At 39.4% G+C, this 26,999-nt stretch carries 24 protein-coding genes; 8 read left to right on the top strand and 16 right to left on the bottom strand.

Annotated elements, in window-relative coordinates; all coding sequences use genetic code 11:
• Positions 1-88 precede the first annotated feature (88 nt).
• The 4 genes from nadS to Phpb_RS08430 form a co-directional block, all read right to left on the bottom strand.
• Complete coding sequence (gene nadS / locus Phpb_RS08445) at positions 89-391, bottom strand: NadS family protein (RefSeq protein ID WP_276204262.1); 303 nt, start codon at positions 389-391, stop codon at positions 89-91.
• A gap of 139 nt (positions 392-530) precedes the next feature.
• A complete protein-coding gene (locus Phpb_RS08440; RefSeq protein WP_065389957.1) occupies positions 531-1,109 on the bottom strand; it encodes a glyoxalase/bleomycin resistance/extradiol dioxygenase family protein in 579 nt (192 codons plus the stop codon).
• A gap of 161 nt (positions 1,110-1,270) precedes the next feature.
• Positions 1,271-1,696, bottom strand: a complete 426-nt coding sequence (locus Phpb_RS08435) for a tail fiber assembly protein (RefSeq protein ID WP_065389956.1) — start codon at positions 1,694-1,696, stop codon at positions 1,271-1,273.
• Between the two features lie 2 nt (positions 1,697-1,698).
• Positions 1,699-2,535 (bottom strand): gp53-like domain-containing protein, encoded by an 837-nt coding sequence (locus Phpb_RS08430; RefSeq protein WP_065389955.1) that lies wholly within the window; start codon positions 2,533-2,535, stop codon positions 1,699-1,701.
• Between the two features lie 497 nt (positions 2,536-3,032).
• Here Phpb_RS08430 and Phpb_RS08425 point away from each other — a divergent pair, with 497 nt between their 5' ends.
• Positions 3,033-4,223: a lactate oxidase gene (locus Phpb_RS08425; protein ID WP_240492467.1), complete on the top strand. Its 1,191-nt coding sequence runs from the start codon at positions 3,033-3,035 to the stop codon at positions 4,221-4,223.
• A gap of 202 nt (positions 4,224-4,425) precedes the next feature.
• On the opposite strand, the gene Phpb_RS08420 is transcribed toward Phpb_RS08425, so the two are convergent.
• A complete protein-coding gene (locus tag Phpb_RS08420) occupies positions 4,426-5,571 on the bottom strand; it encodes a DUF1266 domain-containing protein (protein WP_240492465.1) in 1,146 nt (381 codons plus the stop codon).
• 216 nt (positions 5,572-5,787) lie between these two features.
• Between Phpb_RS08420 and zur the strand changes: the two genes are divergently transcribed.
• Entirely contained in the window at positions 5,788-6,300 is a 513-nt protein-coding gene (gene zur, locus Phpb_RS08415) for a zinc uptake transcriptional repressor Zur (protein WP_065389954.1), read from the top strand.
• 155 nt (positions 6,301-6,455) lie between these two features.
• Here the strand turns inward: zur and lexA are convergent, their stop codons facing one another.
• Both lexA and Phpb_RS08405 read right to left on the bottom strand, forming a co-directional pair.
• Positions 6,456-7,061: a transcriptional repressor LexA gene (gene lexA, locus Phpb_RS08410; protein WP_065389953.1), complete on the bottom strand. Its 606-nt coding sequence runs from the start codon at positions 7,059-7,061 to the stop codon at positions 6,456-6,458.
• A 119-nt stretch (positions 7,062-7,180) separates the two neighbouring features.
• Entirely contained in the window at positions 7,181-7,552 is a 372-nt protein-coding gene (locus tag Phpb_RS08405) for a diacylglycerol kinase (RefSeq protein WP_065389952.1), read from the bottom strand.
• 129 nt (positions 7,553-7,681) lie between these two features.
• Here Phpb_RS08405 and plsB point away from each other — a divergent pair, with 129 nt between their 5' ends.
• A complete protein-coding gene (gene plsB, locus Phpb_RS08400) occupies positions 7,682-10,138 on the top strand; it encodes a glycerol-3-phosphate 1-O-acyltransferase PlsB (protein WP_065389951.1) in 2,457 nt (818 codons plus the stop codon).
• Positions 10,139-10,187: 49 nt separating this feature from the next.
• On the opposite strand, the gene ubiA is transcribed toward plsB, so the two are convergent.
• From ubiA to pgi, 3 genes are all read right to left on the bottom strand, one after another.
• Complete coding sequence (ubiA, locus tag Phpb_RS08395) at positions 10,188-11,042, bottom strand: 4-hydroxybenzoate octaprenyltransferase (RefSeq protein ID WP_065389950.1); 855 nt, start codon at positions 11,040-11,042, stop codon at positions 10,188-10,190.
• 16 nt (positions 11,043-11,058) lie between these two features.
• On the bottom strand, positions 11,059-11,571 hold the full coding sequence (gene ubiC / locus Phpb_RS08390; RefSeq protein ID WP_065389949.1) for a chorismate lyase: 513 nt from the start codon (positions 11,569-11,571) through the stop codon (positions 11,059-11,061).
• Between the two features lie 188 nt (positions 11,572-11,759).
• Positions 11,760-13,406 (bottom strand): glucose-6-phosphate isomerase, encoded by a 1,647-nt coding sequence (gene pgi / locus Phpb_RS08385; protein ID WP_065389948.1) that lies wholly within the window; start codon positions 13,404-13,406, stop codon positions 11,760-11,762.
• A gap of 298 nt (positions 13,407-13,704) precedes the next feature.
• Between pgi and lysC the strand changes: the two genes are divergently transcribed.
• The 5 genes from lysC to Phpb_RS08360 all read left to right on the top strand — a co-directional run bounded on the left by lysC (position 13,705) and on the right by Phpb_RS08360 (position 19,802).
• Positions 13,705-15,084 (top strand): lysine-sensitive aspartokinase 3, encoded by a 1,380-nt coding sequence (gene lysC, locus Phpb_RS08380; protein ID WP_065389947.1) that lies wholly within the window; start codon positions 13,705-13,707, stop codon positions 15,082-15,084.
• A 566-nt stretch (positions 15,085-15,650) separates the two neighbouring features.
• On the top strand, positions 15,651-15,875 hold the full coding sequence (locus Phpb_RS08375) for a phosphopantetheine-binding protein (RefSeq protein WP_065389946.1): 225 nt from the start codon (positions 15,651-15,653) through the stop codon (positions 15,873-15,875).
• Entirely contained in the window at positions 15,872-17,074 is a 1,203-nt protein-coding gene (locus Phpb_RS08370) for a D-alanyl-lipoteichoic acid biosynthesis protein DltD (protein ID WP_082302549.1), read from the top strand. Before Phpb_RS08375 ends, Phpb_RS08370 begins: the two co-directional genes overlap by 4 nt.
• A gap of 143 nt (positions 17,075-17,217) precedes the next feature.
• Positions 17,218-18,342, top strand: coding sequence for an MBOAT family O-acyltransferase (locus tag Phpb_RS08365; RefSeq protein ID WP_065389944.1), 1,125 nt, complete (start codon positions 17,218-17,220; stop codon positions 18,340-18,342).
• Positions 18,339-19,802: an AMP-binding protein gene (locus tag Phpb_RS08360; protein WP_065389943.1), complete on the top strand. Its 1,464-nt coding sequence runs from the start codon at positions 18,339-18,341 to the stop codon at positions 19,800-19,802. The genes Phpb_RS08365 and Phpb_RS08360 overlap by 4 nt, the downstream gene beginning before the upstream one ends.
• Before the next feature lie 171 nt (positions 19,803-19,973).
• On the opposite strand, the gene Phpb_RS08355 is transcribed toward Phpb_RS08360, so the two are convergent.
• From Phpb_RS08355 to Phpb_RS08330, 6 genes are all read right to left on the bottom strand, one after another.
• Positions 19,974-21,011: a DUF2156 domain-containing protein gene (locus Phpb_RS08355; protein WP_065389942.1), complete on the bottom strand. Its 1,038-nt coding sequence runs from the start codon at positions 21,009-21,011 to the stop codon at positions 19,974-19,976.
• Positions 20,995-23,562 (bottom strand): aminotransferase class III-fold pyridoxal phosphate-dependent enzyme, encoded by a 2,568-nt coding sequence (locus Phpb_RS08350; protein ID WP_065389941.1) that lies wholly within the window; start codon positions 23,560-23,562, stop codon positions 20,995-20,997. The genes Phpb_RS08355 and Phpb_RS08350 overlap by 17 nt, the downstream gene beginning before the upstream one ends.
• An 89-nt stretch (positions 23,563-23,651) precedes the next feature.
• Positions 23,652-24,698: a hypothetical protein gene (locus Phpb_RS08345; protein WP_046396130.1), complete on the bottom strand. Its 1,047-nt coding sequence runs from the start codon at positions 24,696-24,698 to the stop codon at positions 23,652-23,654.
• A gap of 50 nt (positions 24,699-24,748) precedes the next feature.
• Complete coding sequence (locus Phpb_RS08340) at positions 24,749-25,645, bottom strand: hypothetical protein (RefSeq protein ID WP_065389940.1); 897 nt, start codon at positions 25,643-25,645, stop codon at positions 24,749-24,751.
• A gap of 46 nt (positions 25,646-25,691) precedes the next feature.
• The gene (locus tag Phpb_RS08335) at positions 25,692-26,075 is read right to left on the bottom strand and encodes a membrane protein (protein WP_036778138.1); all 384 of its coding nucleotides are present in this window, start codon (positions 26,073-26,075) and stop codon (positions 25,692-25,694) included.
• Positions 26,068-26,904, bottom strand: a complete 837-nt coding sequence (locus Phpb_RS08330) for an alpha/beta fold hydrolase (protein WP_065389939.1) — start codon at positions 26,902-26,904, stop codon at positions 26,068-26,070. Before Phpb_RS08330 ends, Phpb_RS08335 begins: the two co-directional genes overlap by 8 nt.
• Positions 26,905-26,999 lie beyond the last annotated feature (95 nt).

The raw sequence follows: 26,999 nt of genomic DNA, 5'->3' as shown, positions 1-26,999 counted from the left end.
AGCTCAGTTCTTGTCAACAGATCTGACTGGTACCGAACCTTTGACTACAGCCCTTTTTCGTACAGTTCCTAATCCTGCTGTCGCTCAATTAAATCATTTTAAGCTGGTTGATAATAAAAGGATTCGCCTGAAGCAACAACAACAGTTTTCTTGATGCGCCAGTGGGATAACGGCGTTGGCTTTCCCAACTTTTCACCAAGTCATAACTTACCCCGACCGCCACAGCAAAATCTTGCTGCTTCAAGCCGGTAGCTTCGCGTATTGCTTTAACATCAATTTCGGTGAAAGTATGAACATGTTCCGGTTTCGGTGTCAGCTCACCCTTCTCAATTTTCACCATTTCTTCTACACTGGCCAGCAGATCGGCAAATATTTCATCTTTGCATGCGATTTCTCCGCTCTTTAGGCGTGGAAGTTACTCCCATAAATAACGCAACTAGTTCAGCCTATCCGAAGATACCTCACTACACTTGTAACAACACTATCTACTGTTCCAGGCCGCAGATCGACAAATAATTATTAAGCACTACTTAATCAGTGCCAATATCATCATGGCCTTGTTCAAATTCCCATTGAATATTATATTTGTCGATAAAATAAAAATATCTTATCTTGCCCATGATCTCGCAAGTTTCTTGTTTTAAAACAGAGTTTTTTTCATCCTCCTCGTTAAAGAAGATAAATTCATCACTGGTAATTTCATCTATTTTGTATGGCTTATATAATGGTGATGAATTTATCAATCTGACATCAGGAGAATCTTTTATATGTTCAAATACACCATCTATATTTTGTACTCTAAGGCAAATATGCCCAATACCGCCGATATCATTAACTTCTTTTATTTTAACCCTTTTTACTCCCGTCGGATGATGATATTCCATTAACTCAATAAAAACCCTAGCTCCAGGAATTTCCAAAAATGCCATTGATACATCAATCTGTTCAGGGTTATCAATAAAACCCGCTGACTTTGCAAAACCCTTATTTTTAAAATGAGGAAAGAATTGTCTTGGTATTGCTCCAAATAGATTTTTATAAAAGTCTATTGCTGCCATCATGTCATCTACAACGATATTAATATGACCCAATCCTTTAAAGTCTATCATTATTTTCTCCATTAATTTATATAGGGAATAATATCTAATCCAAAATAATAAAATTAGCTTACAGAATACAATCAACAATTAAGGTTAAAATTAGAACTCTAATATACCCCCAAAAAATCAGACAGGTCAATTTTGGGGGTGGATTAAAAAATTGCGTCTATCTATCCCTTAGGTTTTTCCGGCCAATCAATATCCATTGCCTGCGAAGCATCTATTCGATTAAGTATTACCCTATATTCTTTCCATGCCAATAAAGCTATTTTCTCTTCCTCAATCGCAATACCTAAATCAACAGCGTCTTGCAATGGCGCGATTTGATTGGTTGCCTCAGCAATGAGTTGTTGCTTTTGAAGTTCAGCATATTGCTGTAATTCATCTTTCGTTGGTGGGGGAATATCTGCCCATTCCGGCAAACCGTTTTTATTCGCTACACGGTGTTTTCCTTCTGGCGCATGATTAGCGGCATATTCCTGATAAATATCATGACTGACTTCTATAATATCATCAGGCAATGAACCAGCGGCAATATAATTTTTCTCCAATTCTATCGGGTAGAAAGCATTCGTTTTCGCACTATAATAATACATAATTAATATCCTATCGCTATCCAAAAGAATGGGCTATCCCATTTGGCATTTACCCAAGAATTTAATAAATCGAAAGATGAATTATCAATGACATTTACATAGCCAACAGACGCACCCATAAAACCCATTTTACTTTGAATAGAATTAATATTAACGGCGTAATGCGTATTGGAAAAACTAATTGGCAATTGAATACGTTCTATACGACCAGCGTCAATGACCTTAGTACGACCCCATTGATAGATAACCCCTGTATCTCCACATTTCCACCAACCATTAATCGCTTTGCTGGCAGTATTCTTATTACCTTTGGCATTAACTTGGTTATCTACTTCTTCTTTTGTGTATACCCCAATATCCACAGCATCCAGATCAATATTTTCAGATAACTCCTTACCATTAACTTGCCGGATATTTGGCACTCTGCTATTAATATTTTCACTAAACGAATTTACTATTCCCCGAGCAAGATTTTGCGTAACAGCTAATATGTCACTATCACCAAGTACATTTGTAAGTTGAATAACACCTTTTTGTGTTAATGAAGCATTAGGAATCCCGGTTAAAGCTTTCTGCTCTAAAGCTGTGTTTAATTGGGCAGTGAGCTTATCTATATTGCCATCATCCAAAACATCGTCACCACCTTGTGTAGAGATAAAATTAGCCACTACCGATGATATGGTTGACGATTGACGCAAGACCTTATTTAATAAATCAATGGAAATAACATTGGGAAAAATTCCCATATTCAATTCTTGACGCTCTTCATATTCTTCCTGAGAAACAATATTCGCATCCGGGCTAATAGAAAAGGCTTTAAAGTCATTCTTATTACTCATGAGTTCTCCTTAAGGAAAAAACTTATGTTTTCATTAAATAAGACTTTAAGATAATGAAAATTAAAATATCTATCTGATCATCGCATATAATTTTAGAACGCATTTCAATAATAGTCTTTTTTTGATAAGGAATGATGAAATATTTTTATAACTTAATGAAATTAACTATTTTTTTATAATTAACAAAGATAATAATTAAATATTTTAATTCAAATTCACACCAAGTTTCTCATTTACATTCAACATCCAAAGTCCATCTATTTGAACTGCGCCCCAAAAACTCAGGTAAGCAAATAAAATAAGCGACCATACCTTAATCTGAGTTTTGTGATATTCCTCTCATAATAAAGAATCGCCAGTTCCAATAGGCTTTGTCAGCTTATAAAAATATTCTTAAAGATTTATTAGCTTGAATTATCCAGAATAGGTCTATTCTTAATATGTGGACAAATTCTATTGTCGATACTTATTAAACCTACTAAGTAAGGGAAAATTATATGCCATCAAGAAGAGACGTCATAGTTGGAGGATTAAGTCTTGCGGCTGCCGGTACACTATCCGCTGTATCCTCAGCCAACGCTGCAACTGCTAACATAAAACTGACAGGAGCCTACAAAACAAATAGTGCAGAAAAATCCCTTGATATTATTAATCTTTATGACCTAGAAGAAGAAGCGCGTAAATTGATTCCTGCGCCCCAATTTGGCTATATCAGCGGCGGTTCAGGTGATGAATGGACTCTACGTGAAAATACCAGAGCCTTTGATGATTTCCAAATTATTCCCCGCTATCTCGCAGGAGTAAAAGAGCCTGACACCACAACCGAATTGCTCGGCAGTAAGGTGGATATGCCTATTTTCATTCCCCCAATGGCGGCACATGGGCTAACTCATACTACTGCTGAATTGGGCACAGCAAGAGGCGCCGCCAATGCCGGCACACTATTTACCGCACAAACTCTAGCCAATTCACCTCTTGAAGAGATAGCAAAAGTGAGTAATGGCCCTAAATGGTTCCAAATTTATTTTACCAAAGATATGGGCATTAACCGCGAAATGATACGCCGAGCCAAAGCGATGGGAGCAACCGCAATCGTCTTTACGGTCGATTTAGAGTGGAGTGGTAACCGAGAAACCGATAAACGTAATAAATTTATTTTCCCACATTCATTACCATTTCCTAATATTCCAGGCGTTCCCGCAGGGGCAACCTTATCAGAGATTACGGCGCTATTTAAGCGGGACCTTGATTTTAATGACCTGGCGTTCCTCGCTAAAGAATCAAGTCTGCCAATCATCGTAAAAGGTATTCAATCTGCCGAAAATGCTAAAGAATGTGTTGACCACGGCGCCGCAGCGATTCAAGTTTCTAACCACGGCGGCCGGCAGTTAGATAGTGTCCCGGCAGCAATCGCTTCATTACCGCACATTGTTGAAGCTGTTGGATCTAAAATTCCAGTCTATCTAGATGGCGGTATCCGCCGCGGTACCCATGTGTTTAAGGCCCTCGCATTGGGTGCCAAAGCTGTCGCTATCGGCAGGCCCATTTTGTATGCGTTGGCATTGGGTGGAGCACCAGGCGTAACTTCGGTTTTAAACCTACTTAAGGATGAGTTGAAACTCAGCATGAAGCTAGCAGGATGTGCGGCCATTAAAGATATAGAGAGAAAATTTATTAATCTGATTTAATCCATTAACTAATAAAACAAATATTGACCCCGTTTCATTTGAAACAAGTGATTTCAGGGAACGGGGTAAATTATGTTACCTTTAGAAATAATGGAGCCCATAATGAAAAAATTCGTTCTCTCACTTATTACGTCATATTTCCTATATTAATGACTTACTTCCCCTTGAAATGTTCTTCAAGGGGAAACATTTCATGTAAATATTAATGGAGTACACGAGACGCTGACAATTCAGTAATATCAAATTCATAACTTTGTTGTTGTTCCATGTTACTACGCAAAACATCTGCTACTAATGCAGAAAAACCTGTCATCATCTGCCTTTCCATAATAACGCCTTTTGGCTCAGGCCACGGCAAACTAGCAATTGGCCAATCACAATGTGACTTATAATAATTAAATTGTTCCAGCCGCTCTTTAGACCGGTCAAAATCGTTACTCCAGTAAGCATTGCCTAGCCGAAAGTTTGTATAAAATTCATCAAAACTACCGAAGATTTCATAAACATAATCAGCGGTTTTTAACATATTTCTCCATGCCATTTCTTCACTGATATAACCGGCGCAAAAACAGTTACGACTTAAAACGATTGCAAGCCACAAATCAAATCCCCACACTAATGCAGGAGGACGTTGATTAATAGGTTTGGCACATTTATGAATATAGCCAGGTGTTACTTCAACTAATTTGGCAAGCACTTTAAACATTTTCCCATCGCTAAGAGCGGCATCAATCGCAAAATGTTTTGAATGTACCCCTTCCCACAAACCCGTTAGCATTTTCATATACCCTTCTTCATCAATAATTCCCCAGTCGCTATATAATTGGGATTGATGTTCTTGGGTCAGAGATAATGGAAGCAGGCAGTAACGATAGTTATCATGGGCAACCCGTGACTGTAGAGGATAATGCTCTAGAGTTTCACTCCAAAAACCTAGCCAATAGTCACTAACAATATTCAACCGTAATGCCTGGCGTTTCTCTTCTGGTAAAAGAGATAAACCTGCTTGTTGATAATAACGCCGTTGTTCCCATTCAGGCCGCTTAACAATGCGATAAATAATAACAGAGAGTAACATTACACCTAATAATGCTACACCGACTACTTGTGCCAGAAGTAAATAATCGTCATCAGGGACAGATACATTACCTATTATAAATAAAACAATTGCTACAGATAATACAATACCCATACATACTGCAATTACAAATAAAATATTAATCAATGCATATAATGCTCTTAGAAAAGGTAACTTTCTTTTTTCACAGATAATATGCTTCATTACCTGATAGCCTTTAACAGGGAACTGTCTATAATGAGGCTGATTTTGTAAAAGCTCTTTCATCATAAATGCTTCCTTTCCGAAAATTATCTGTCATATACGATAATTCTTGTCTGTATTATCATAAACTTCAAGAAAACATTATTTTTGCTATTGAGTATCAATTTAGCCAAATTAACTCCATCAGGGGACAACCACAATGAACTTTACTGGATAATATTTTCTATTGAAGAAACATGATAACATCACAATATTATCATCGTACTGGTTGTAAGAGGCGCAATGAAATTGATTAATCAAAAAAAGTTACTGGAACAGGCCGAAGTTATTTGCCAGGCCCGTGGAGTCCGCTTTACTCCGCAGCGGCTTGAGGTTTTGCGTCTCATTTCAGAGCAACCAGGGGCAATCAGTGCTTATGATTTACTGGATTTGCTACGGGAAGCAGAACCGCAGGCCAAACCGCCTACCGTATACCGAGCACTGGAATTTCTGTTGGAACAGGGATTTATTCATAAAATAGAATCCACCAACAGTTATGTATTATGCCACCATATTGAACAACCAAGTCACACCTCAGCGATGTTTATTTGTGATCGTTGTGGTTCTGTTACGGAACGAGATGGTGGAACCGTCGAATCCGCCATCCAACAACTAGCAAAAACCGCCGGGTTCAGTTTACGCCATACCGTCATCGAAGCGCATGGCTTATGCTCATCCTGTGAAGAGATCGAATCCTGCACTAAACGAGATGAATGCCAGCATGACCACCGTATTGAAGCGAAAAGAAATAGATAGTTAGCAAATACTTACTTTTGGTCCAGAGCCAGGCTGAAATAAACAACCGCAGAATCACGTTTAAGATAATCACAACGATAAATTCAACAACATGATTCTGCCGGAATATTGCAATTCTTTAACAATCTCAAAAACAACAATTTGATATTTTATTATCAAGACCAGTTGCCGTTACGAATCACCCCAACCGCCAATCCTTCAATTGTCAGGCTCTGTTCACGCAAATCCACCACAATTGACTTAAATTCAGGGTTTTCTGCCAGCAATTCAACTCTATTTCCAGTCTGTTTAAAACGTTTTACCGTCACTTCATCTTCAATGCGAGCAACAATAATCTGCCCATTACGAACATCTTGTGTTTTATGCACGGCCAACAGATCACCATCCATAATCCCAACATCTTTCATAGACATGCCGCTAACCCGCAATAGGAAATCCGCACTTGGCTTAAACAATGCCGGATCAACCTGATAATGACTTTCAATATGCTCCTGTGCCAACAGTGGTTCACCTGCAGCAACACGGCCAATTAACGGTAAACCAGATTCTTCAAGCAGCAAACGGATACCTCTAGATGCCCCAGCGACAATTTCTATCACCCCTTTACGAGCCAATGCCTTCAAATGCTCTTCAGCCGCGTTAGGTGAACGAAAGCCAAGACGTGCTGCAATTTCAGCACGCGTCGGCGGCATCCCCGTTTGCGAAATATGGTCACGCACCAAGTCATAAACTTGCTGCTGCCTTGCGGTAAGTGCTTTCATTTCGTCCCCTGTTTGTTTATACAGTCAATATGTGAGTATATACAGCTAAATAACGATTGGGAACCTACCAGGGTAGAAAATTAGCCAATTATAATATAATATCTAACTATTAAACTAAATCAGGTCATAAAATAGCGCCAAAGGATGGTCCCCCAGACAATTAACGACAGAATCATTGTTAGAAAGACAGCCGCCGATCCCATATCTTTCGCGCGACCGGACAGTTCATGGAACTCACTGCCAATACGATCAACCACGGCTTCAATAGCACTATTCAGGATTTCCATAATCAACACCAGCATCACTGAACCAATCAGTAAAATGCGTTCAATTGCGCCGATATCCAGATAAAATGCAACCATCATAGCCAATATCGCTAAAATTATTTCCTGACGGAAAGCCGCTTCATTTTTCCATGTTGCCCTAATGCCCTTCACCGAATATACGATTGCTTTAATGATACGGGTCAAGCCCTTGGATTGATTCGCCATAAATTATTCACACCAAATATGAGGTTATTTGACACTTTCCCCTTTTATTATTGTCTTAACACAACAGATCTCAACACCTGTTTCTGATATGCTGGCAACGTGTTGCTAACAAGAGGCTTCAAGATATTTATGTCAAGTTGGCGTAAAATATATTATAAATTATTGAATTTACCACTAAAAATACTGGTAAAGAGCAAACTTATCCCTACAGATCCTATTACTGAATTGCGGCTCGATACGACACGCCCGATTCTGTACGTGCTGCCGTATCACTCCAAAGCAGACTTACTGGCATTACGTCAGCAATGTCTTGAACAGGATCTGCCGGACCCATTAAATTCACTGGAGATTGGTGACACTGAACTTCCCAGCTATGTATTTATCGATAATGGCCCACGTGTATTCCGCTATTGTGCGCCAAAGCAGGAATCCGTAAAAATTTTCCATGATTACCTAGATCTTCATCGCAATAATCCAAATCTGGATATCCAACTGCTGCCAGTTTCTGTCATGTTCGGCCGTTCCCCGGGACGCGAAGGGCAGAGCGCTCCACATTTGCGGCTACTCAATGGTATCCAAAAATTCTTTGCCATTCTCTGGCTAGGCCGAGATAGTTTTGTGCGCTTTTCAAACACAGTATCTCTACGCTATATGGCAACTGAGCATGGCACTGACAAGACGATTGCCCATAAGCTGGCTCGCGTGGCGCGAATGCACTATTCACGTCAACGCCTGGCAGCCGTTGGACCACGCCTGCCGGTTCGGCAAGAGCTGTTTAACAAGTTACTGGCATCGAAAGCAATAGAAAAGGCAGTCTCTGATGAGGCCCGCACCAAGAAAATCTCACATGAGAAAGCCCGACAGAATGCCGTTAATATGATGGAAGAGATTGCGGCGGATTTCTCTTACGAAGCGGTACGATTGTCAGGCCGTGTACTGGGTTGGACCTGGAACCGTCTGTATCAAGGGATCAATGTTCACAATGCTGAACGCATCCGCCGTCTGGCACAGGATGGCCACGAACTGGTTTATGCGCCCTGCCACCGTAGCCACATGGATTATTTGCTGCTCTCCTATGTGCTCTATCATCAAGGCTTGGTGCCGCCCCATATCGCCGCTGGCATCAACCTGAATTTTTGGCCGGCAGGGCCAATATTCCGCCGCCTTGGTGCATTTTTCATCCGCCGCACGTTCAAGGGTAATAAACTCTACGCCACGATATTCCGGGAATATCTAGGTGAGTTATTTGCCCGAGGTTATTCTGTTGAATACTTTATGGAAGGCGGTCGCTCCAGGACAGGTCGTTTGCTCGATCCCAAAACGGGTACGCTGTCCATGACGTTACAGGCGCTGTTGAGAGGCGAATCACGCCCAATTACCATTATTCCGATCTATATCGGCTACGAACATGTGATGGAAGTTGCCACCTATGCCAAAGAGCTGCGGGGCGCAACCAAAGAGAAAGAGGGCTTTTTCCAGATGATACGCGGTTTGCGTAAACTTCGTAATCTGGGGCAAGGCTACGTCAACTTTGGCGAACCCATCCCGTTGATCCAATACCTTAACAACCATGTTCCTAGCTGGCGCGATTCTATTGATCCAATAGAGTTCCAGCGCCCCGAGTGGTTCAATCCGACAGTCAGTCAACTGTCTGAAAAGATTATGGTAAACATTAACAACACTGCGGCGGCTAACGCGATCAACTTGTGTTCAACTGCTCTGCTTTCGTCACGTCAGCGAGCACTAACTCGCGAGCAACTGCTTGAGCAACTGGATTGTTATATACAGCTCATGAGCAATGCGCCCTACGCTGCCGATGTCACTGTACCAAAGAAAACCGCGGAGGAGTTGTTAGAACACGCTCTGCAAATGGATAAATTCGAGGTAGACAAAGACAGTATGGGCGACATTATCATTCTGCCGCGTGATCGGGCAGTTTTGATGACCTACTACCGCAACAATATTCAACATCTCTTAGTACTGCCATCGCTGATTGCCTGCATCGTGATTCATCATCGCCGTATCAGCCGCGAAGCGTTGTTAAACCAAGTCGCGATCATTTATCCACTCCTTAAAGCCGAGCTGTTTATGCGTTATAGCAAAGCAGAGCTGCCAGAAGTGGTTAATACGCTGATCAACGAACTGACCCGCCAGTGCCTTATCTGCAACAAGGAGCATGGCATGCTGGTGCTTAATCCAGCACGTATCCGCCCCCTGCAATTACTGGCAGCCGGTGTCCGTGAAACACTGCAACGTTATGCCATCACCCTCTCTTTACTGAACGCCAACCCAATAATCAGCCGGGGAGTGCTGGAAAAAGAGAGTCGGATGTTAGCGCAACGTCTGTCGGTATTGCATGGCATCAACGCACCTGAATTCTTTGATAAGGCGGTATTTACTGCATCGGTAAATACACTACGTGAAGAAGGTTATATCAGTGACAGTGGTAATGCGATTACAGCAAATACCCACGATCTGTATCAGGTATTGGGTGAACTGATGTCACCTGAGATTCGTCTTACGATCGAGAGTGTCAGTTTGCCGCCAGAGCATAATGATACCGAAGAGAGTGCCAAGGAAGGATAATCTTCTCAAATACTGGTGATAATGGTTATTCACATTATCACCAGATATTTCAGACATAGCTGAAAAAAATGCCAAGGAATAGCACCAGACCTACATAGTTATTATTGAGGAATGCCTGGAAACACAGCGTTCTTTCCCGGCCGACAATCAGTCTCTGCTGATAAATAAATAGCGTACCCGCAAGCAACAGTGACCAATAGTAGATACCGCCCAGATTCATCATATAACCCACCAGCGCCAGCACCAGTAACATAGCGAGTTGCAATAATCCTATAATCAATTTATCGAAACGACCAAACAGGATGGCGGTGGATTTAACGCCTATTTTCAAATCATCGTTTCGATCGACCATCGCATATTGTGTATCATAAATAACCGACCAGAAGATATTAACCAAGAATAATAACCAGCACTCTAGTGGTAAAGACTCACTAACCGCAGCAAATCCCATAGGAATAGCCCAACCGTAAGCAGCCCCTAACACAAACTGAGGAAGATGACTAAACCGTTTAACAAAGGGGTAAAACCAAGCCAGAGCCAACCCAACGACTGACAACCCGATCGCCATTTTATTCAAGGTCAGCACCAGCCCAAAAGAGATCAGCGCCAGCACGACAAACAGGATCTTACTCTCTTTCTCATTGATGGACCCACTCGGCAGAGGGCGTGCTTTTGTGCGTTCTACGTAACCATCAAATTTTCTGTCAGCAAAATCATTGATTACACATCCCGCTGCACGCATCAGAAACACACCGGCAGTAAAAACCAATAATATGTGCATATCCGGAATCCCTTTCCCGGCCATCCACAAGGCCCAGAAAGTCGGCCACAACAACAATAATGCACCGATAGGCTTATCAATACGCATTAAACGGCAATAGGCCAGCCATTTACTTTGCGCCATATTTCCCTTCCCCCTTTTAAATTTTACCTTTATATACAGGTGATTCAGGTAAAAAGACTTCGGTTAATAATAATGGCTTGCCTGATAACCTCAGCAATGATCGTCTTGCCCAACGGTTTACCTGCTGCCCCACATGAATATAGTCCCGCGTCAATTTATTACCACTAAAAAGATACCGCCCCAGTGGGACTGTTCCTAAATCAACCAAACTTTCATCAGGGCCGGTTAATGTCGCTTCCGGGATTAACGTCCGCCCCAATAGCCAAGGGATATTATCGCCACACAGCACGATCTCACGCAGCCAATATCTTTGACTCGCTGGCAAACACTCACTTTCATCAGAAAGTTGTTCGGCGGTAATAAAACATTCTCTGAATGGTATGATACACACACGATTACAATATTGCTCAAAACGGCGAGTCATTGAGCCTAATTCCATCAACCAATCTAAAATCTCATCAGACAAAATGGGCGAATCCACCGAAAGCCATTGAATAGGCGCCGTTGTTAATATTGAGTCAGTTGACATACGATTTTCCATTAGGACAAATTTCTTTTATCCGGAAGTACAATTGATAACCGCTGAGAATACCACGTTGTAGGTATACAGAATAAAAAGTTATAACAAATTATATAAATATTATTGAGTAAAAATAAGCGAATTATGATGAACATAATTCGCTCATATCAATTAACTTTCTGATTCAGAATAAGTGATTAACGCCATGCTTTAAAACGATTAATCAACCCATTTGTTGAACTATCATGGCTGGTAATCTCTTCACTATCCTCAAGCTCCGGTAAAATACGGTTAGCCAATTGCTTACCTAATTCAACTCCCCACTGGTCAAAAGTAAAAATGTTGAGAATTACCCCTTGTACAAATATCTTGTGCTCATACATGGCAATCAACGCCCCCAAGCTAAATGGGGTCATTTCACGTAACAGAATAGAATTAGTTGGGCGATTTCCTTCAAACACTTTAAATGGCGCAACATGTTCAACTTCAATCGCGATTTTGCCACTGGCGACAAATTCAGCATCCACCTGCTCACGAGATTTACCAAAGGCTAATGCTTCCGTCTGAGCAAAAAAGTTTGATAACAATTTGTTGTGATGGTCGCTCAATGGGTTATGGCTGATGGCTGGCGCAATAAAATCGCAGGGAATCAATTTAGTTCCCTGATGAATAAGCTGATAGAACGCGTGCTGACCATTCGTTCCAGGTTCTCCCCAGATGATTGGGCCAGTTTGGTAATCTACTGGATGACCATTGCGATCGATATATTTACCGTTAGATTCCATATTGCCTTGCTGAAAATAGGCAGCAAAGCGATGCATATACTGATCGTATGGCAGAATCGCTTCAGTTTCCGAGCCAAAGAAATTGTTGTACCAAACACCAATTAACGCCAGCAATACAGGAATATTCTGCTCAAATGGGGTATTGGCAAAATGCTGATCCATTGCATGCGCCCCACTAAGCAACTGTTCAAAATTTTCAAACCCGACAGAGAGTGCAATAGATAAACCAATCGCTGACCACAATGAATAACGGCCGCCAACCCAATCCCAAAACTCAAACATATTTTTGGTATCAATACCAAATCGCTTAACTTCCTGCTCATTTGTAGAAAGTGCCGCAAAATGCTTTGCAATATGTCCTTCATCACCCGCACTTTTTAGGAACCAGTCACGGGCAGAGTGAGCATTGGTCATCGTTTCCTGAGTAGTGAACGTCTTGGAAGCAATGAGAAATAGCGTCGTTTCTGGGTTAAGCGCTTTCAAGGTCTCCGCAATATGGGTTCCATCAACATTAGAAACAAAATGCATATTCAAGTGATTCTTATAAGGTTTCAGCGCTTCCGTCACCATATAAGGACCAAGATCTGAACCACCGATACCGATATTCACCACATCAGTAATCACCTTACCGGTATAACCTTTCCACTCGCCATTAATCACGCGTTCACTGAAATCTTTCATTTTTGCCAACACCGCGTTGACCTGCTGCATAACATCTTCCCCGTCAACCACAATCGGGGTATTACTGCGATTACGTAGTGCAATATGCAATACAGCGCGATCCTCAGTACGATTAATTTTCTCACCAGAAAACATACTGCGAATAGCCTCGGCAACATCCGTCTCTTTAGCAAGCGCCTGTAATTTTTCTAATGTCTCCGTTGTGATGCGATTTTTTGAAAAATCTACCAGAATCTGGTCATCGAATGTCGCTGAGAACTTAGCAAAACGATTTGGGTCCTGTTCAAACAATTCACGTATGTGAATATCCTTTATCTGCGCAAAATGCTGTTCTAACGCTTTCCAAGCTGAGGTTTGACTAGGATTAATATTTTTCATAGCTATGCTCTCTATCAACTGACTGTAATTAATTGGGAGTAAAGAAAGATTGTAACCTGTAATTCTATGATTCGAGCCTCTTTTCCTTTAATCACTGATATTGGTCAAAACGATTAGGTTTTTCTAGTTCTATTTGCTGAGGTGTACAAAAAATAATTACTGTTCTCTACTATCCTCAATTTATTTTATGATTCTTATCGCGTCATGAAAGATATTGATGTCACTCTTCACCCCGTTGACTCAAACCCGTTAACCCGATATTTCTAAAAGACTATCCAGTTAACAGAAGGTTATCGCAATGAGTGCTGTTTCATCCCAATGCCCAGAAATTGGCGGGCATGTAGTCGCAAAATTTGGTGGTACCAGCGTGGCAAATTTCGATGCCATGAATAACAGTGCAGATATCGTACTGGCAAATAAAGCAGTACGTGTAGTTGTGCTGTCTGCGTCCGCCGGTATAACCAACTTATTAGTTGCATTAGCGGCAGGCTGCGATGCAGATAAGCGGGCTGACTACTTGAAACAGATCCACGCCATTCAATACGCAATAATTGATCGCTTGCATGAATCCGATGCGATTCGTCAAGAGATTAATCGTCTACTGGAAAATATTAAAACCCTTGCTGAAACCGCGTCTCTGGCAACCTCTGCGGCTCTGACAGATGAATTAGTCAGCCACGGTGAACTGATGTCCACACGATTGTTTACCGAATTGCTTCGCCAACGCGGTAAAGATGCCGAATGGTTTGATATACGCAAAGTGATGTATACCGATGATCATTTTGGCCGTGCTGAACCAAACCATGAACAACTTCGATCGTTGGCAACAGAACATCTCTTACCATGTCTGAAAAATACCCTGATTGTTACCCAAGGTTTTATTGGTTGTGAAAAAAATGGTCGTACCACTACACTGGGGCGCGGTGGCAGCGATTATACTGCGGCGCTCTTGGGAGAAGCCCTTGGCCTGAAACGCGTTGATATCTGGACAGATGTTCCCGGCATTTACACCACTGATCCACGAGTTGTTCCAACCGCCCAACGAATTGATCAGATTGCCTTTGATGAAGCGGCGGAGATGGCAACATTTGGCGCCAAAATTCTACATCCGGCAACCCTGTTTCCTGCTATTCGCTGTGGCATTCCAGTATTTGTCGGCTCTAGTAAAAACCCACAGGCCGGCGGTACGCTGGTCTGTGATACCACAGAAGCCCCACCACAGTTCCGCGCTATTACCCTGCGCCAGAAACAGACGTTACTGACATTACACAGCCTGAAAATGCTACACGCACAGGGATTTTTGGCCGAAATATTTACTATTCTGTCACGTCATAATATCTCGGTGGATTTGATCACCACCTCCGAAGTCAATGTGGCATTAACACTCGACACCACTGGCTCCACCAGCACGAATGGCAGCCTGCTGACCAATGCACTGATGACGGAGCTTTCGACACTGTGTCGGGTTGAAGTGGAAGAAGATCTGGCGCTGGTGGCAATTATTGGTAATCAGCTTTCTCAAACCAACGGATTAGGAAAAAAAGTTTTTAGTGTGTTGGAAAGATTCAATCTCCGCATGATCAGTCATGGCGCCAGTAACCATAACCTGTGCTTGCTTGTTCAAGGCAAAGATGCAGAACAAATTGTTCAAACCCTTCATCAGCGTTTGTTTGAATAAGTATAGTTTTTCAGGTAATTGATATCCTTCTCAGTCAGAAGACTGAGGGGGATATTACGGCAAGTCCATTATTTGACTTAAAAATTCATTGTGTAGGAATATCTGTTTTTCATAATAGCGAGACTTCCGCTTTCTTCATTATTGTTTTTACTTCATTCTGACAAGATCAGAAAAAGTTTCTTTTAATTTTTACCATTTATTTTAAATAGCTTTCTGCTGCAAATCTCCGTGTGAATTAGTTAGCATTTTCACTTACATACTTAACTATATTGAGGGACAGTAAATCACATGAGATTTTAAAAAAACATTATTTTCTCATTTATTAGGGAAATTATACGTAGAACAATTATATTATCTTGATAAAGAAAGGGCTATCAATTAGTATGCATAACGATTAAAACTGAAACATCGATATTCCATACTGTTTAATAACATATGTAAAATCAATCAAATTAACTGAAGAAACAACAGTGATATTAGCAAGCAAATGTGTTTTAGCTTGTGCGGTAGCTATCATGAATATCAATAAATCATACAAATACAATCTTGGTATAAAAGGATAATATATGGAACTTGAGCAGCAAGTATTATCGATAGTCAACAAAATTGCCAGAAAAAATGTTGAATTAGATGATGAGATTTTAAAGAAAAATCTAATAGATTCAATCACTACAGTCGATCTCATCCTGGCATTACAAGAGGAATTCGACTGCCACATATCAGCAACTGACGCTGAATCCATTCTCGAAACCCCTAAGTCAATTATCAACTATTTAAACAGCTTAAAATGATGTTAAAAAAGATATCTATTAATATTGCAGCATTATTATTCGCAGCAATTATTTTTTCATCGATTATAGTATTTATTAATAGTTTCAATTCGAAAATAGTAGAATACAAATATATTGAAGACGATAATAAATCAACCAACTATCTGCCTACTATTACAGATCAACACAATGCTATTGACTTCTCAAAAGAAAAATCACTTGAATATGGGTTTAAAAATAATCATGTCATTTTATTTGGATCATCTGAATTAACAAACAGAACGCATAAATTTATGCCCTATAATTTCTTAACAAAAAATTTAAATATTCCGACAATCGGCGTTGGTAAAGCGCACTTTGAATTATTAGCAATTTATGGTTATTTATCAGCTTATCAAGAATATTTAAATAAGGATAGCAGAATAGTCATTATCCTATCACCAGGATGGTTTGAAAAAACAGATCTTCTGCCACAAGCATACAATTCTCATTTTCCATCCTATATCGCAAATAAACTCGCAAGTGATGAAAATACAAAAAATATATTTTCCAACTATCTCAATGAAAACAAAAATGACTTTAAAAATTTAAACTCCACCCAATTAAAATTAATTTATAAAGACAATATAGTCTTATCATCAGTTACAAATGCTTTAAATTATATATCAAACGCAAGAGTAAACATCCAAAATATAATAAATGACAATCATAAAATTAAAGCTGAAAATATTTATGTATCTCATGAATATCCTTTAATGAAAAAACAATTTAAAATTGCCAATACCGAAGTTCAATGGCAAGATCTAGCTAATGATGCTAAAAATATTGAACTTAACAATATGAGTAAAGAGACACAATGGGTAAATAAAAAATACTATGAAAAGTATGTAAAGGATAAAAAGATTAAAAAAGCATTCCCTAATGGAGTCAATTACAGCAAAGAAATGCACGCCCTTGACCACTTATTGAATTTATTAGCGAAATATAATGTCGATGCTCTATTTATTATGCAGCCATTAAACCCTTATGTATACACAGATACCAATAACTTTAATCCCGTTGAAAATATTATATCAGAGAAAATAAAATCTCATGGCATGGGGTATTTAAATCTTATTGAAGAGCAATATCAACCAGGAGTATTAACTGATATTATGCATATGGGGGAATATGGTTGGTTATTAACTGATAAGGCTATTGTGGAACATTTTGCGAAATGAAATATTTTATAAAGGCTTTTTTATTATATCTTTTTCTAATGCTTACCTTATTTTATCATTCTGATTCTATCGTCAATGGTAGCAGTGAAGTTAAAGTAAAATATGAATATCAGCAATTTTAGAATAAAGAAGGCATAAAAAACATGTTTGCAAATTTTAACTTTTTCATTTATCTATTTTCAGCCTCATTTATTTTTTCCTTATTTTTTCTATTTTTTAATAAAAAAATAAATTCTAAAATTGCATTAAGTTTATTTTCTATTATTTGCTGGTGTATTATTTTCAGATATAAAATTTATATACCTATAGCGTTATCTGTTTATTTCTATTTAATAACTTTAATTTTCAAAAAGAATATAATTAATAAATTAGTATCTTCTCTGCTAATCATTTTACCTTTATTTTTAGTTAAATTAAATTTGGAATTTAGTCATCTACTCGGTGTTATCGGTTTATCCTTTTTTACATTCAGGGCTATAGATGTCATTTTATTCTCCAGTAAACAGCAAAAAATAGTAATTTACGAATATTTTGCTTATTTATTCTTACCATTAGTTTGGCTGGCTGGACCTATGTATAGATGGAACAGCTTCAAACGTGATTTACTTGAATTACAAATGCCAGTCTCTTTAGAAAAATGGTTTTCCGGTGCTGGTCAAATATTATATGGTGTAGTTCAGAAATTCTTATTCGCCGCCATTATCTATAACGTCTTTTTATCTGACTATATTAATAAAGACACTATTGAATCATACTTAGTCGTTGCTATAAGTTATAGTTTTTACTTATATTTTGATTTTGCAGGTTATACCAATATGGCTTGTGGCGCAGGCAAACTATTTGGCATAAACTTACCTATTAATTTCCACTATCCAATTTTAGCCAAAAACCCACAGGATTTTTGGCGCAGATTCCATATTAGTTTATCTGAATGGTTAAGAGACGTCATCTTTATGCCATTATATAAGACACTAATGGAAAAAGAATTTTTCAAAAACCATAGACTTTTCGCCCAGAATATCAGTATTTTTATCACATTATTTTGCATGGGTATTTGGAATGGACTAGAGCTTAATTATATTATAAGTGGTGCTTTATTTGGTTTTTACTCTGTAATGCATAATTGTTTAATTAATTACACCAGAGATAAAGAGAACATCACTAATATCTTAAATACAAAATTCATCTCTTTCTTTGGAAGACTGACAACGTTAACTTTAATTTGTTTCTCTTTATATATATTTAGTGGATACAGTTTTATAAAATGAAATATCTCAACGAATATAGCGAACCAAACTTTGATCTATTGATTAACGATAGAATAATAGCACCTTCTCATCCAGACAATCCCGCCATCGTAGGTTCAGATCAAGTCATTTATTGGCGCGATTTATATGATGAAATTAAAAAGTGGCATTCTAAATATTTAGAACTAAATTTAAACCGCAACACGCCATTGATCTTATACGGACATAAAGAAGCTAATTTTTTAGTTTCAATTTATGCATGTATAACCTATAAGATCCCATTTATTCCAATCGATATAATTTATCCAACGCAACGTTTGTTAGAAATTGCATCACTATCCAACACGCCTTATTACTACGATGTCATTAGCAATACATTCAAAACGACAAATGTTGATTATATTGAATTTGATGAAGATAATGTTGCTTATATCATGTTTACATCCGGTAGCACAGGAAAACCTAAAGGCGTCGTCATTGGACGTGAAAGCGTTTATGATCTTATGCGATGGATGTACAATGATTTCAAGCTTGGTGAAAAACCTGTTTTCATGAATCAAGCGCTATTTAATTTTGATTTATCCATGTATGAAACATTTGGTACATTGGTATACGGTGGTACATGTATTTGCATTTCTCAAGAAACAACCACTGATTCTGAAAAATTCTATCAAGTTTTAAATTATTATCAGCCAACGGTATGGGTTTCCACACCGTCCTTTTCTTATAAGCAGTTATTATCTCAGGATTTCAATTCATCCTTTTTAAAAAATCTAAAACATTTCCTATTTTGCGGCGAAATTCTAAGTAAAAATCTCGTTAAGCATTTAAGGAGAAAATTTCCATCTGCCATTATCTATAATACTTATGGTCCCACAGAAGCTACCGTGGCAACAACGTTAATTGAAATTAGCGATCAACATCTCCACTCGGATATGGAATTATTGCCAATTGGAGAATCAAGATCAAGCTCTACTCTGACATTGGAAAATGATGAAATTGTTATCTCCGGCGCTCATGTGATGAGAAAATATATTGGCGCCAAAGCGGAAGATAATAATAGATTGACAATTAATCAAGATGGGATGAGAAGTTTCCGAACCGGAGATATCGGCAAATTAATTGATAATATCTGGTACTGCTTTGGCAGAAAAGATAACCAAATAAAACTACATGGATATCGTATTGAGCTACATGAAATTGAAGAAAGGCTGATGAATCTTCCTATCGTTGATAGCGCTGTTGTTTTGCCATTAAAAAAAGAAGATGGTTCTATTGTTCGCCTGGTTGCTTTCTGTAAATTCAAAACCATTATTGAGAAGGAAAATTTAGTTAACCTTCTTAAAAAGAATTTACCTTCGTATATGATACCCAGTGAGTTTATCAATATTGATAATTTCCCAGTCACCAATAACAGTAAAATTGATACAAAATCTTTACTTTCAATATATAACAATAATGAATGTGAAATTATAAAATAATTAACATAAAGCCGAAAATAAAAAGAAAAGCAATTTCAAATATAGACGCTCAGTAAAATAGATTTACCATAGAAAACATATCAATAAGCAAGCAATTATACCCTATGACAGGTGATCAGCGCAGTATTTTTATCCCCGGCTGATCACCTGTTACCTAACATTAAGAAAAGGTTAAATACTATTAGTCGTTCGCAATGTTGACCATAATGCTTTCATAGCTTTTCCTCTGGGGAAAGCAATATATTCCGGTTCAATTAACGACGGCCGCCAGCTCATTTTATATTGACGTTGCGAAGCCGCAGGATAAACAATGCCGCCTTTTGATGACAACCATTTAGCAATTTTATAAAAGATCGCCGAATCATTAATGTATCCCTCCTCGCCGAACTCCACCAAAGGGGTGAAGCCCAAATGCAGGTAGGAAACTACCCCCTCTTTCAGGAAGTCATTAATCGCAGTTTCATTAATAAATTGCATAGTGCCGTCGGTTATACCCGGTTTTTTTCGAGATAGGTTATGAAACCATCCCGATGTCTCCCCCCAAGTGTAGCTATAAACAATATATGCCTGAATTTGTTCTCCCTGTGTTGCAATATAGACTCTGTGCTCGCCTGAACTCACTTCTACAGTGTTAAAATCAATCACCAATTTTTTCAGGGCCTTCGCATGTTTTTCTTTCAACCAAAGCTGATTAATATGTTCTAGTTGTGGTTTAAATCGATAATATTCCTCTTGCGAGCAGATCTCTCGAACGGAAATCCCCGCCCTTCTAGATTTACTGATTTTATTTCTAAGCTGCTGAAACCGTTTGCCTTGCATATTATATCCATCAAGACTCAATGAATAACTCGCGCCAAGCTGGTTCACAGAAAAGCCATTATTTTTCAACAAGACAAAATCGCTCTCATCACCGTGCAGAAAAACCGGGAAAGCCCGCTTTTCTTTGGTGAAGTTGAGAAAAGAGTGCAAAAGTGCAACTCGTTCTTCTCCAGGAGCCAAAATACCACCTACACACATATGCAGATTTTTGTCCTGAAAGAAACCAATAGCCCCCTTTTGATTAGTAAACCAATACGTTTCACTATTGAACAACAGACTACTCAACGGGTGCTTTGCATAGCAAAGCATTTTTCTGAGATGACTGTTGCCAAGAACATCCTGAGCGTTCCCGGTGGCAATTATCTGAGGAGCATCAAGCAACATGCTCATAACGCTCACCTTGATTATTTCGGGAATACTGGACAGGAATGAACCCATGCTTCCTTGCGATATCCCGAATCGCCAATGCATCATTATAATCAATAGATTTACCGATGCTTTGATGAACACTCACCCCTTCAAGCGCCACAGCGATAGTTTCTGATAAGCAGGCAAGATTTACCCCCGCAGGTACATCGATCACGTTGCTATCGCTATAGGTCACTTTCTCAGGCTGATAGACCAATCCCCCCTCGTAAATTTGATGATTGCCATCCCGAATGAAATCGAAAGGTCTGGCCGCATCAAAAACGATAGCGGAATCTTTTAAGTAATGCGTATTCAAGAAAGGCTTACCTTCACTCGTTGCCGAAACGATAAAATCCGCCTGACTCAAGGAGTGCTCATAACTCTCTATCGCCTCCAAACCAAAGGTATCAACGACTTCAAGAACTTGCTGATGTAATACTTGAGCATCTGTCACCCCCGGATTTTGTTTAAACAGCCATTTTCTCATCTTATCCATGACCGAATCCGGCTGGATAACATCATGTGTTCTTAACACTGCGGAAAGAAGCGCTTTGGTCAGTTCAGAGAGCAAGATGCGCGCTTTATTAGGACGGCTAACCAAAATAATCCGACCAAAGTTATGGGCTAAACCCGTGACTGAAAGCCTGCCTACCGAGCCTCTGGCGCCCACTACCGCCAAGGTTTGCTGAGATGCATTTTCCGTCAACATTGAGCGTATCCCCTCAATCACCGCCACCGCGGTCAGAGAGTTGCCATTAGTCAATATCCTGCCCTGCCGATTATTCACCAAACTATGACCACCGTTAGTAATAACCGAGGTGTAAGCTCCTAAACCAACAATTTCAGCGCCATTTCTCTCCGCTACATCAAGATATTCCTTCATCAATACCGCCCGTTCTTTCGCCGATAATGCCATCATATCTTCGGGACTGATAGGTGAGAAAAGGAGCATACCATTCGCATATGCCGCTGAACTTTCGACACCAAACTCAATAGCGACATCAGGATTAAAATCAATCGAGGAAACCTGCATGATCCAGTCACTGAGCTGTTTCTGCTGCTCCAGCGTGTAATTCTCCTTTATTGACAGACAATAAGTGTGAGCAAGCTCATTGACCGAAGTAGTATGCATCAAGAAAGCGAATTTCTTACCCTCCACCAATCCAGAGACAGGCGCTTTAATCTGAGCAATATTATTGTTTCTTGAAATTGGATAACTCACCGAAGGCGGCGGGAGATTCGCAACAGGTATGTCTATCAAGTGTGAAAAAAGAATGTCATATCGTCCATTCTGAACCAGTTGACATACCTCATCAAAAGCCGTGAAAAACGTCTTGATATCCTCTTTGGAAACGTTAAGTGGTGGTTCAAAACGTACAGAACAAGGGCGAGACATTAACGGCATGGTGAAAAGGCCATAATATTTCAATAAGAAACTACAAATGATATAAGCCAGACCACCGCTTCTTTGACTGAAATTGATAAAGATATTGGAAGCCGCTTTGCTGTCCTGTATTTCAAGACCACGCATCAATCCAGCCCCTTGCCAGTAAAAATGCTCTGGGTATTTAGCAGACAATTGTTCAAGACATTCATCAACATAACGGCTGACTTCTTGAATATGGGTTAACGCTTTACCATCATCTTTAGTCAGATGCTCGATAACAGCAATCCCCATCGTCGCCGCCAGAACGTTATTGGCAAAAGTAGAGCTATGTTTCCTGTCAAACTCGGATAAATAAAGCTCATGTGAATACAACATCGCGCCAATCGGCGAGATACCTGCTCCTAACGCCTTGGAAAACAGGATCACATCCGGTTTCAAAGCATAGAGCGTGGCTGCACAGAATGACCCAAGCCTACCAATACCCGTCTGAACTTCATCAAACACCGACAATGTGCCATTCCCTTTACACAGTGCCAAAATATTGGACAAGGTATCTGGTGGAATGACTTTCATTCCGCCTTCTCCTTGCACCGGTTCGATGATAAATGCGGCAAATTCCCGGCTCTCCAGCTTTCTTTTTATTTCATCCAAATCTTCACTATCAACCTGCTCATATAATTTATCATCGTAAATGAAATCAGCTTTAAACCGATGTGATCCTGTAGCGGATAATGCCGAATAGGTTTTACCGTGAAAGCTGCGATGCAAACTTAAAATACGCTTTCTGCCAGTAAACAAACGGGTAAATTTAATCGCAGCTTCTACTGTTTCAGCGCCGCTGTTAGTAAATGTACAGTGGGTATATTTTTCTTTATCTATTTGCTCTGCAAGCATTTCAGCTAATAGCCGTACCTTTTTATGAATATTGGGCTGAAAGAAGATAGGTTCTTTATTTTCAGTGAATCTATTAATTTCAGCGATAGCGAAATCAGGATTATGCCCAAATGGCAGTGCGCCATATTGAGCCAAAAAATCCTTAACAACCCGGCCATCCGATAATGTAAGCCGGTTATCTTCGGCAAACTTAATATCCAGCTCAAGGCCCACAGAGTTTAATAAATTCTCACGATATTGATTAACAAACATAGTTCTCTCTCTTTTCTTAGGTGTACAAAGTCATGCTGTAAACAGCATGGAAAAATCCTTGAGTTATAAATAGGTGATTCTAAAAGTAATTAAGCTTGTTGTATGATCTGGTTAATCATTTGGAATTCTCCTATCGGATGAAATTTGAATAACTGTACTGCCAAATAGAAATTCATAATTTCTGGTGTTGTCATTACCTTAATTCCACCGCAACATCGGAATATGAAACCGGCAGTTTCCTCAAGGATCTTTTCCAAGGTATAACGTAACGCGAGAATCTTGTGGACGGCATTTTCATCCTGGCTAGCATAAAAGGCAATAATCAACATCTGACCGAGAATAACATTAATCTTATAATCAGCTTGAGTCAGGGTATATTTAATTGGCTGCTGTTCTACTACCTTCTCAGGAATAAATCGAGTAAGTCCATCAAGAATTCCAGAATAAGTATTAGCAGCAAAATAATTAAATAGTGATAAACCGCAGGAAAGCACCATCTGTTGTTCAATCCCCTTATAATGGGAAAGTCGTTTAGGCGATACTTCGGCATCCAAGAATTTGATTTCTTGATTATCACTTTCAGTCAAAATTCCCAATTTCCAAAAAGGAATAACCTTAGAGTTCTGCGCCGATTTAGAAATCAGCACAACTCTCATCTCATCGTCATTATCGGTATCGCAGACTGATAACACATAATAGTCAGCAATCGAAGATAGAGAACAAGGTTTCTTCGAACCATTAACAAACAGCTTTCCCTCTTTTGAATGCATTTTAAGTGATGGTGTAAAAATATTCATTCCAGGTAGTCCTTCTGCAAAAGCAGAAGCAACCAACGCTTTTGATGCCATAACTTCATTCAATAATACGTTGCTGTCTTCGAATATATCAGGAAACTTACTGCAAGCCAGTACAATATGATTATGCATTGTTAAGGCAATCCCAACAGCGGGAAGCCACGCAGAAGCTTCACGGATAGTATTACCCACTTGATGAAGCCCATCCATACTGGATTGAGCCATCAAACGCAGGCATTGTGAGGCGGCCTCAGAACCCAATAACAATCTTTTCAATCTATCTGGTGTCAAATGTTGGTATTTCCCGCTATTCTTCCTGAGTTCTTCAACAATATTTGTCATTTTTAATTCTCCTTTGCCTATTCAAACAACCTGCTGAATAAGGCCAATATCTACGCTAAGCCCATGTATTTAAGGCGCGACTGCTGCATCTGTTCAACCAAAGAATGAGATAGTTCAAGGCGAGATTCCACCGTAGAATCGGACAACAGCATCCCAGGCGCTAATTCATAACCTTCAATCAAGCGCAAATGGTTCTGCATACCCCGTTGATAGAACATTTCACGCTCCACAAACAAGTCATCAACAGATACCTGGTTCCATAACGCCAATCCTTCTTCTATACACTCAAGAGCCGATGGCTTTAGAGAATTATCATTTTCAAGCGCCATCTTGACGATATTCGCACACACCGTCAGATGTCTTAATTCATCAGCATTCGCTCTGGCCTGTGTCTCAGCCGCTGTAATATCAAAGGGACGCCACTTGATTTCGCTGAGTTCCGAAGTTGGCGCAAGTACGCCTTCCAAAACGACAGTAAGAATCAACACACCTGCAATATAATCATTTTTCAACACTACCCATTTGTCGAAATAGGTTCTCAATGTCTCCAACATATTAGTCATTTTTCCTCGTAAGAGGCTTTCCATCTTTCCGGCCACATTGTCGATATTCGCAAAGCCTATTCTGACCAGATGTTCTCTGAATAATTTAGCATGCCTGCCTTCATCAAATATCTGAGTCAGCATATAATCGAAGTTGATATTGTCAGGTGCCTTATCTGCAAGTAACAATAACGCTTTCGTTGCTTCATATTCCGAAATCGATTTAAAAGAAAGCTCCCGGATCAGAGACTCCCGTAAATCACCCGGCAAATAGGTTAATTTAGGATCATTGGCATAATGGCTTCTTTTTCTTTGTTCAACACTTATCTGTTCAGTGAACCACTCATCCAAGCCCCAATCTTTTGCCTGCATTTCTATTTCGGATGCCTGTTTAATTAAACTCATAAATAAATGCCCCTCCAAGTAAATTATCTCTCTACAGTGATTTATTTCAATGAACAGTGGGTTGTTTAAATATATTAATAGATAACTTAGGGAAATTTCCCAAAACACCACGATCCAGGCAGATATGGACAAACAGTGCAATAACGCTGTAATTGTCCTTAAAGAACCAGATCCAAAGCAAACTAATCACACTGAGTGTGAATAAATTGTGGCAGATATTATAAATGGTATAAAAAGCTGAAGGTGGAGTTTCTTTTTTATTCAACAAACTCCAGATCCGCCCTGGGTAATAACCAATAATATCAATCAGAAAAAACAACAAAATAAATTGCCACCAATTTATATAACTTTCAAGCTGCCAGGTCAGAAATAAACTGATAAAAAACAATCCTAGAAATTCCCAACGCAGAATTTTCAATGTATTAATCATCTCTATTCTCCATTATTTCTCTTTTCATGATTGCAATAAGATCTCCTGGCTGTTTAATCCAGGCGCTATGAGGATTACCTTTGAAAGATAACGTTATTTCCCTAACTTCTGCGTTAGGTATAAGACTTGCTAGTACTTGAGTGGACTTTAACGGAGCCCAATTATCTCCTTTAAAACAGATATAAACAGCCTTGAATAAATTTTTATTCTCCTTACCCTTATAAGCACGGACATGATCATAATTTCCCGTACAAGCAGTTCTGGCCCAATCCCGCATTAATCCTTTAGCTTCTCTTATGCCAAAACCAATCTTTTTCCCAGGGAGATAGCCATATAACGCAGTCAGAACATTAAAAATAATAGCTGCTGTTATTATCTGTACCCTCCCCATTCCCTGCCAATTCTTATACCATACGTTCCCGGTTGCTACACAAAACAGAGAAAATGGCCTGTCAGTTGAGCAGGCAAAGAGCGTCGCAATATGCCCCCCAAGACTGTGACCAAAAACAATAGGAATTTTATTGCTATTTAATTCAGTAGCCTTGTCTAACATTGCCGGCAGATAATCCCGCAACAGATCGGAATAGCCATAGTCATTTTTCCGACTTGGTTTAGGTTGGCTGTCTCCATAGCCTGGCATATCAGCAGTGACAACCTGAAAACCCTCTCTTACCAGTTGTTGTATTAAAGTTTCATATTTCCTGATTTCCACACCAATAGCAGGTAGCAATATAATAACTCTGCCATTACTATCTCCCCGATAAACTTTATAATTACAGAGAAAATGGCCCGCCACTTTAAAATAATTACTGTTAATATTATTTTTCATATCTATATGCTCTCAACAACTACATCACGCTCCAGTGACTTGCATCGGCGATAAACTCGCCAAAAAATTTATATTTTAAATGCGATCGGTGTCAA

The organism is Photorhabdus namnaonensis (assembly GCF_001684335.1).
GTDB lineage: Bacteria > Pseudomonadota > Gammaproteobacteria > Enterobacterales > Enterobacteriaceae > Photorhabdus > Photorhabdus namnaonensis.
This window is presented reverse-complemented; position numbering and strand designations above follow the sequence as displayed.

What these genes read in the sequence shown, in the direction of transcription:
- Phpb_RS08360 (WP_065389943.1), top strand. Translation starts at nt 18,339, where the DNA reads ATGAAATATCTCAACGAATATAGCGAACCAAACTTTGATCTATTGATT.
- lexA (WP_065389953.1), bottom strand. Translation starts at nt 7,061, where the DNA reads ATGAAAGCACTTACCGCAAGGCAGCAGCAAGTTTATGACTTGGTGCGT.
- Phpb_RS08370 (WP_082302549.1), top strand. Translation starts at nt 15,872, where the DNA reads ATGATGTTAAAAAAGATATCTATTAATATTGCAGCATTATTATTCGCA.
- Phpb_RS08355 (WP_065389942.1), bottom strand. Translation starts at nt 21,011, where the DNA reads ATGAGCATGTTGCTTGATGCTCCTCAGATAATTGCCACCGGGAACGCT.
- Phpb_RS08350 (WP_065389941.1), bottom strand. Translation starts at nt 23,562, where the DNA reads ATGTTTGTTAATCAATATCGTGAGAATTTATTAAACTCTGTGGGCCTT.
- lysC (WP_065389947.1), top strand. Translation starts at nt 13,705, where the DNA reads ATGAGTGCTGTTTCATCCCAATGCCCAGAAATTGGCGGGCATGTAGTC.
- Phpb_RS08375 (WP_065389946.1), top strand. Translation starts at nt 15,651, where the DNA reads ATGGAACTTGAGCAGCAAGTATTATCGATAGTCAACAAAATTGCCAGA.
- Phpb_RS08430 (WP_065389955.1), bottom strand. Translation starts at nt 2,535, where the DNA reads ATGAGTAATAAGAATGACTTTAAAGCCTTTTCTATTAGCCCGGATGCG.
- Phpb_RS08440 (WP_065389957.1), bottom strand. Translation starts at nt 1,109, where the DNA reads ATGATAGACTTTAAAGGATTGGGTCATATTAATATCGTTGTAGATGAC.
- Phpb_RS08425 (WP_240492467.1), top strand. Translation starts at nt 3,033, where the DNA reads ATGCCATCAAGAAGAGACGTCATAGTTGGAGGATTAAGTCTTGCGGCT.
- ubiA (WP_065389950.1), bottom strand. Translation starts at nt 11,042, where the DNA reads ATGGCGCAAAGTAAATGGCTGGCCTATTGCCGTTTAATGCGTATTGAT.
- Phpb_RS08340 (WP_065389940.1), bottom strand. Translation starts at nt 25,645, where the DNA reads ATGAGTTTAATTAAACAGGCATCCGAAATAGAAATGCAGGCAAAAGAT.
- plsB (WP_065389951.1), top strand. Translation starts at nt 7,682, where the DNA reads ATGTCAAGTTGGCGTAAAATATATTATAAATTATTGAATTTACCACTA.
- Phpb_RS08365 (WP_065389944.1), top strand. Translation starts at nt 17,218, where the DNA reads ATGTTTGCAAATTTTAACTTTTTCATTTATCTATTTTCAGCCTCATTT.
- pgi (WP_065389948.1), bottom strand. Translation starts at nt 13,406, where the DNA reads ATGAAAAATATTAATCCTAGTCAAACCTCAGCTTGGAAAGCGTTAGAA.
- Phpb_RS08345 (WP_046396130.1), bottom strand. Translation starts at nt 24,698, where the DNA reads ATGACAAATATTGTTGAAGAACTCAGGAAGAATAGCGGGAAATACCAA.
- Phpb_RS08330 (WP_065389939.1), bottom strand. Translation starts at nt 26,904, where the DNA reads ATGAAAAATAATATTAACAGTAATTATTTTAAAGTGGCGGGCCATTTT.
- Phpb_RS08435 (WP_065389956.1), bottom strand. Translation starts at nt 1,696, where the DNA reads ATGTATTATTATAGTGCGAAAACGAATGCTTTCTACCCGATAGAATTG.
- Phpb_RS08335 (WP_036778138.1), bottom strand. Translation starts at nt 26,075, where the DNA reads ATGATTAATACATTGAAAATTCTGCGTTGGGAATTTCTAGGATTGTTT.
- Phpb_RS08405 (WP_065389952.1), bottom strand. Translation starts at nt 7,552, where the DNA reads ATGGCGAATCAATCCAAGGGCTTGACCCGTATCATTAAAGCAATCGTA.
- Phpb_RS08420 (WP_240492465.1), bottom strand. Translation starts at nt 5,571, where the DNA reads ATGATGAAAGAGCTTTTACAAAATCAGCCTCATTATAGACAGTTCCCT.
- zur (WP_065389954.1), top strand. Translation starts at nt 5,788, where the DNA reads ATGAAATTGATTAATCAAAAAAAGTTACTGGAACAGGCCGAAGTTATT.
- ubiC (WP_065389949.1), bottom strand. Translation starts at nt 11,571, where the DNA reads ATGTCAACTGACTCAATATTAACAACGGCGCCTATTCAATGGCTTTCG.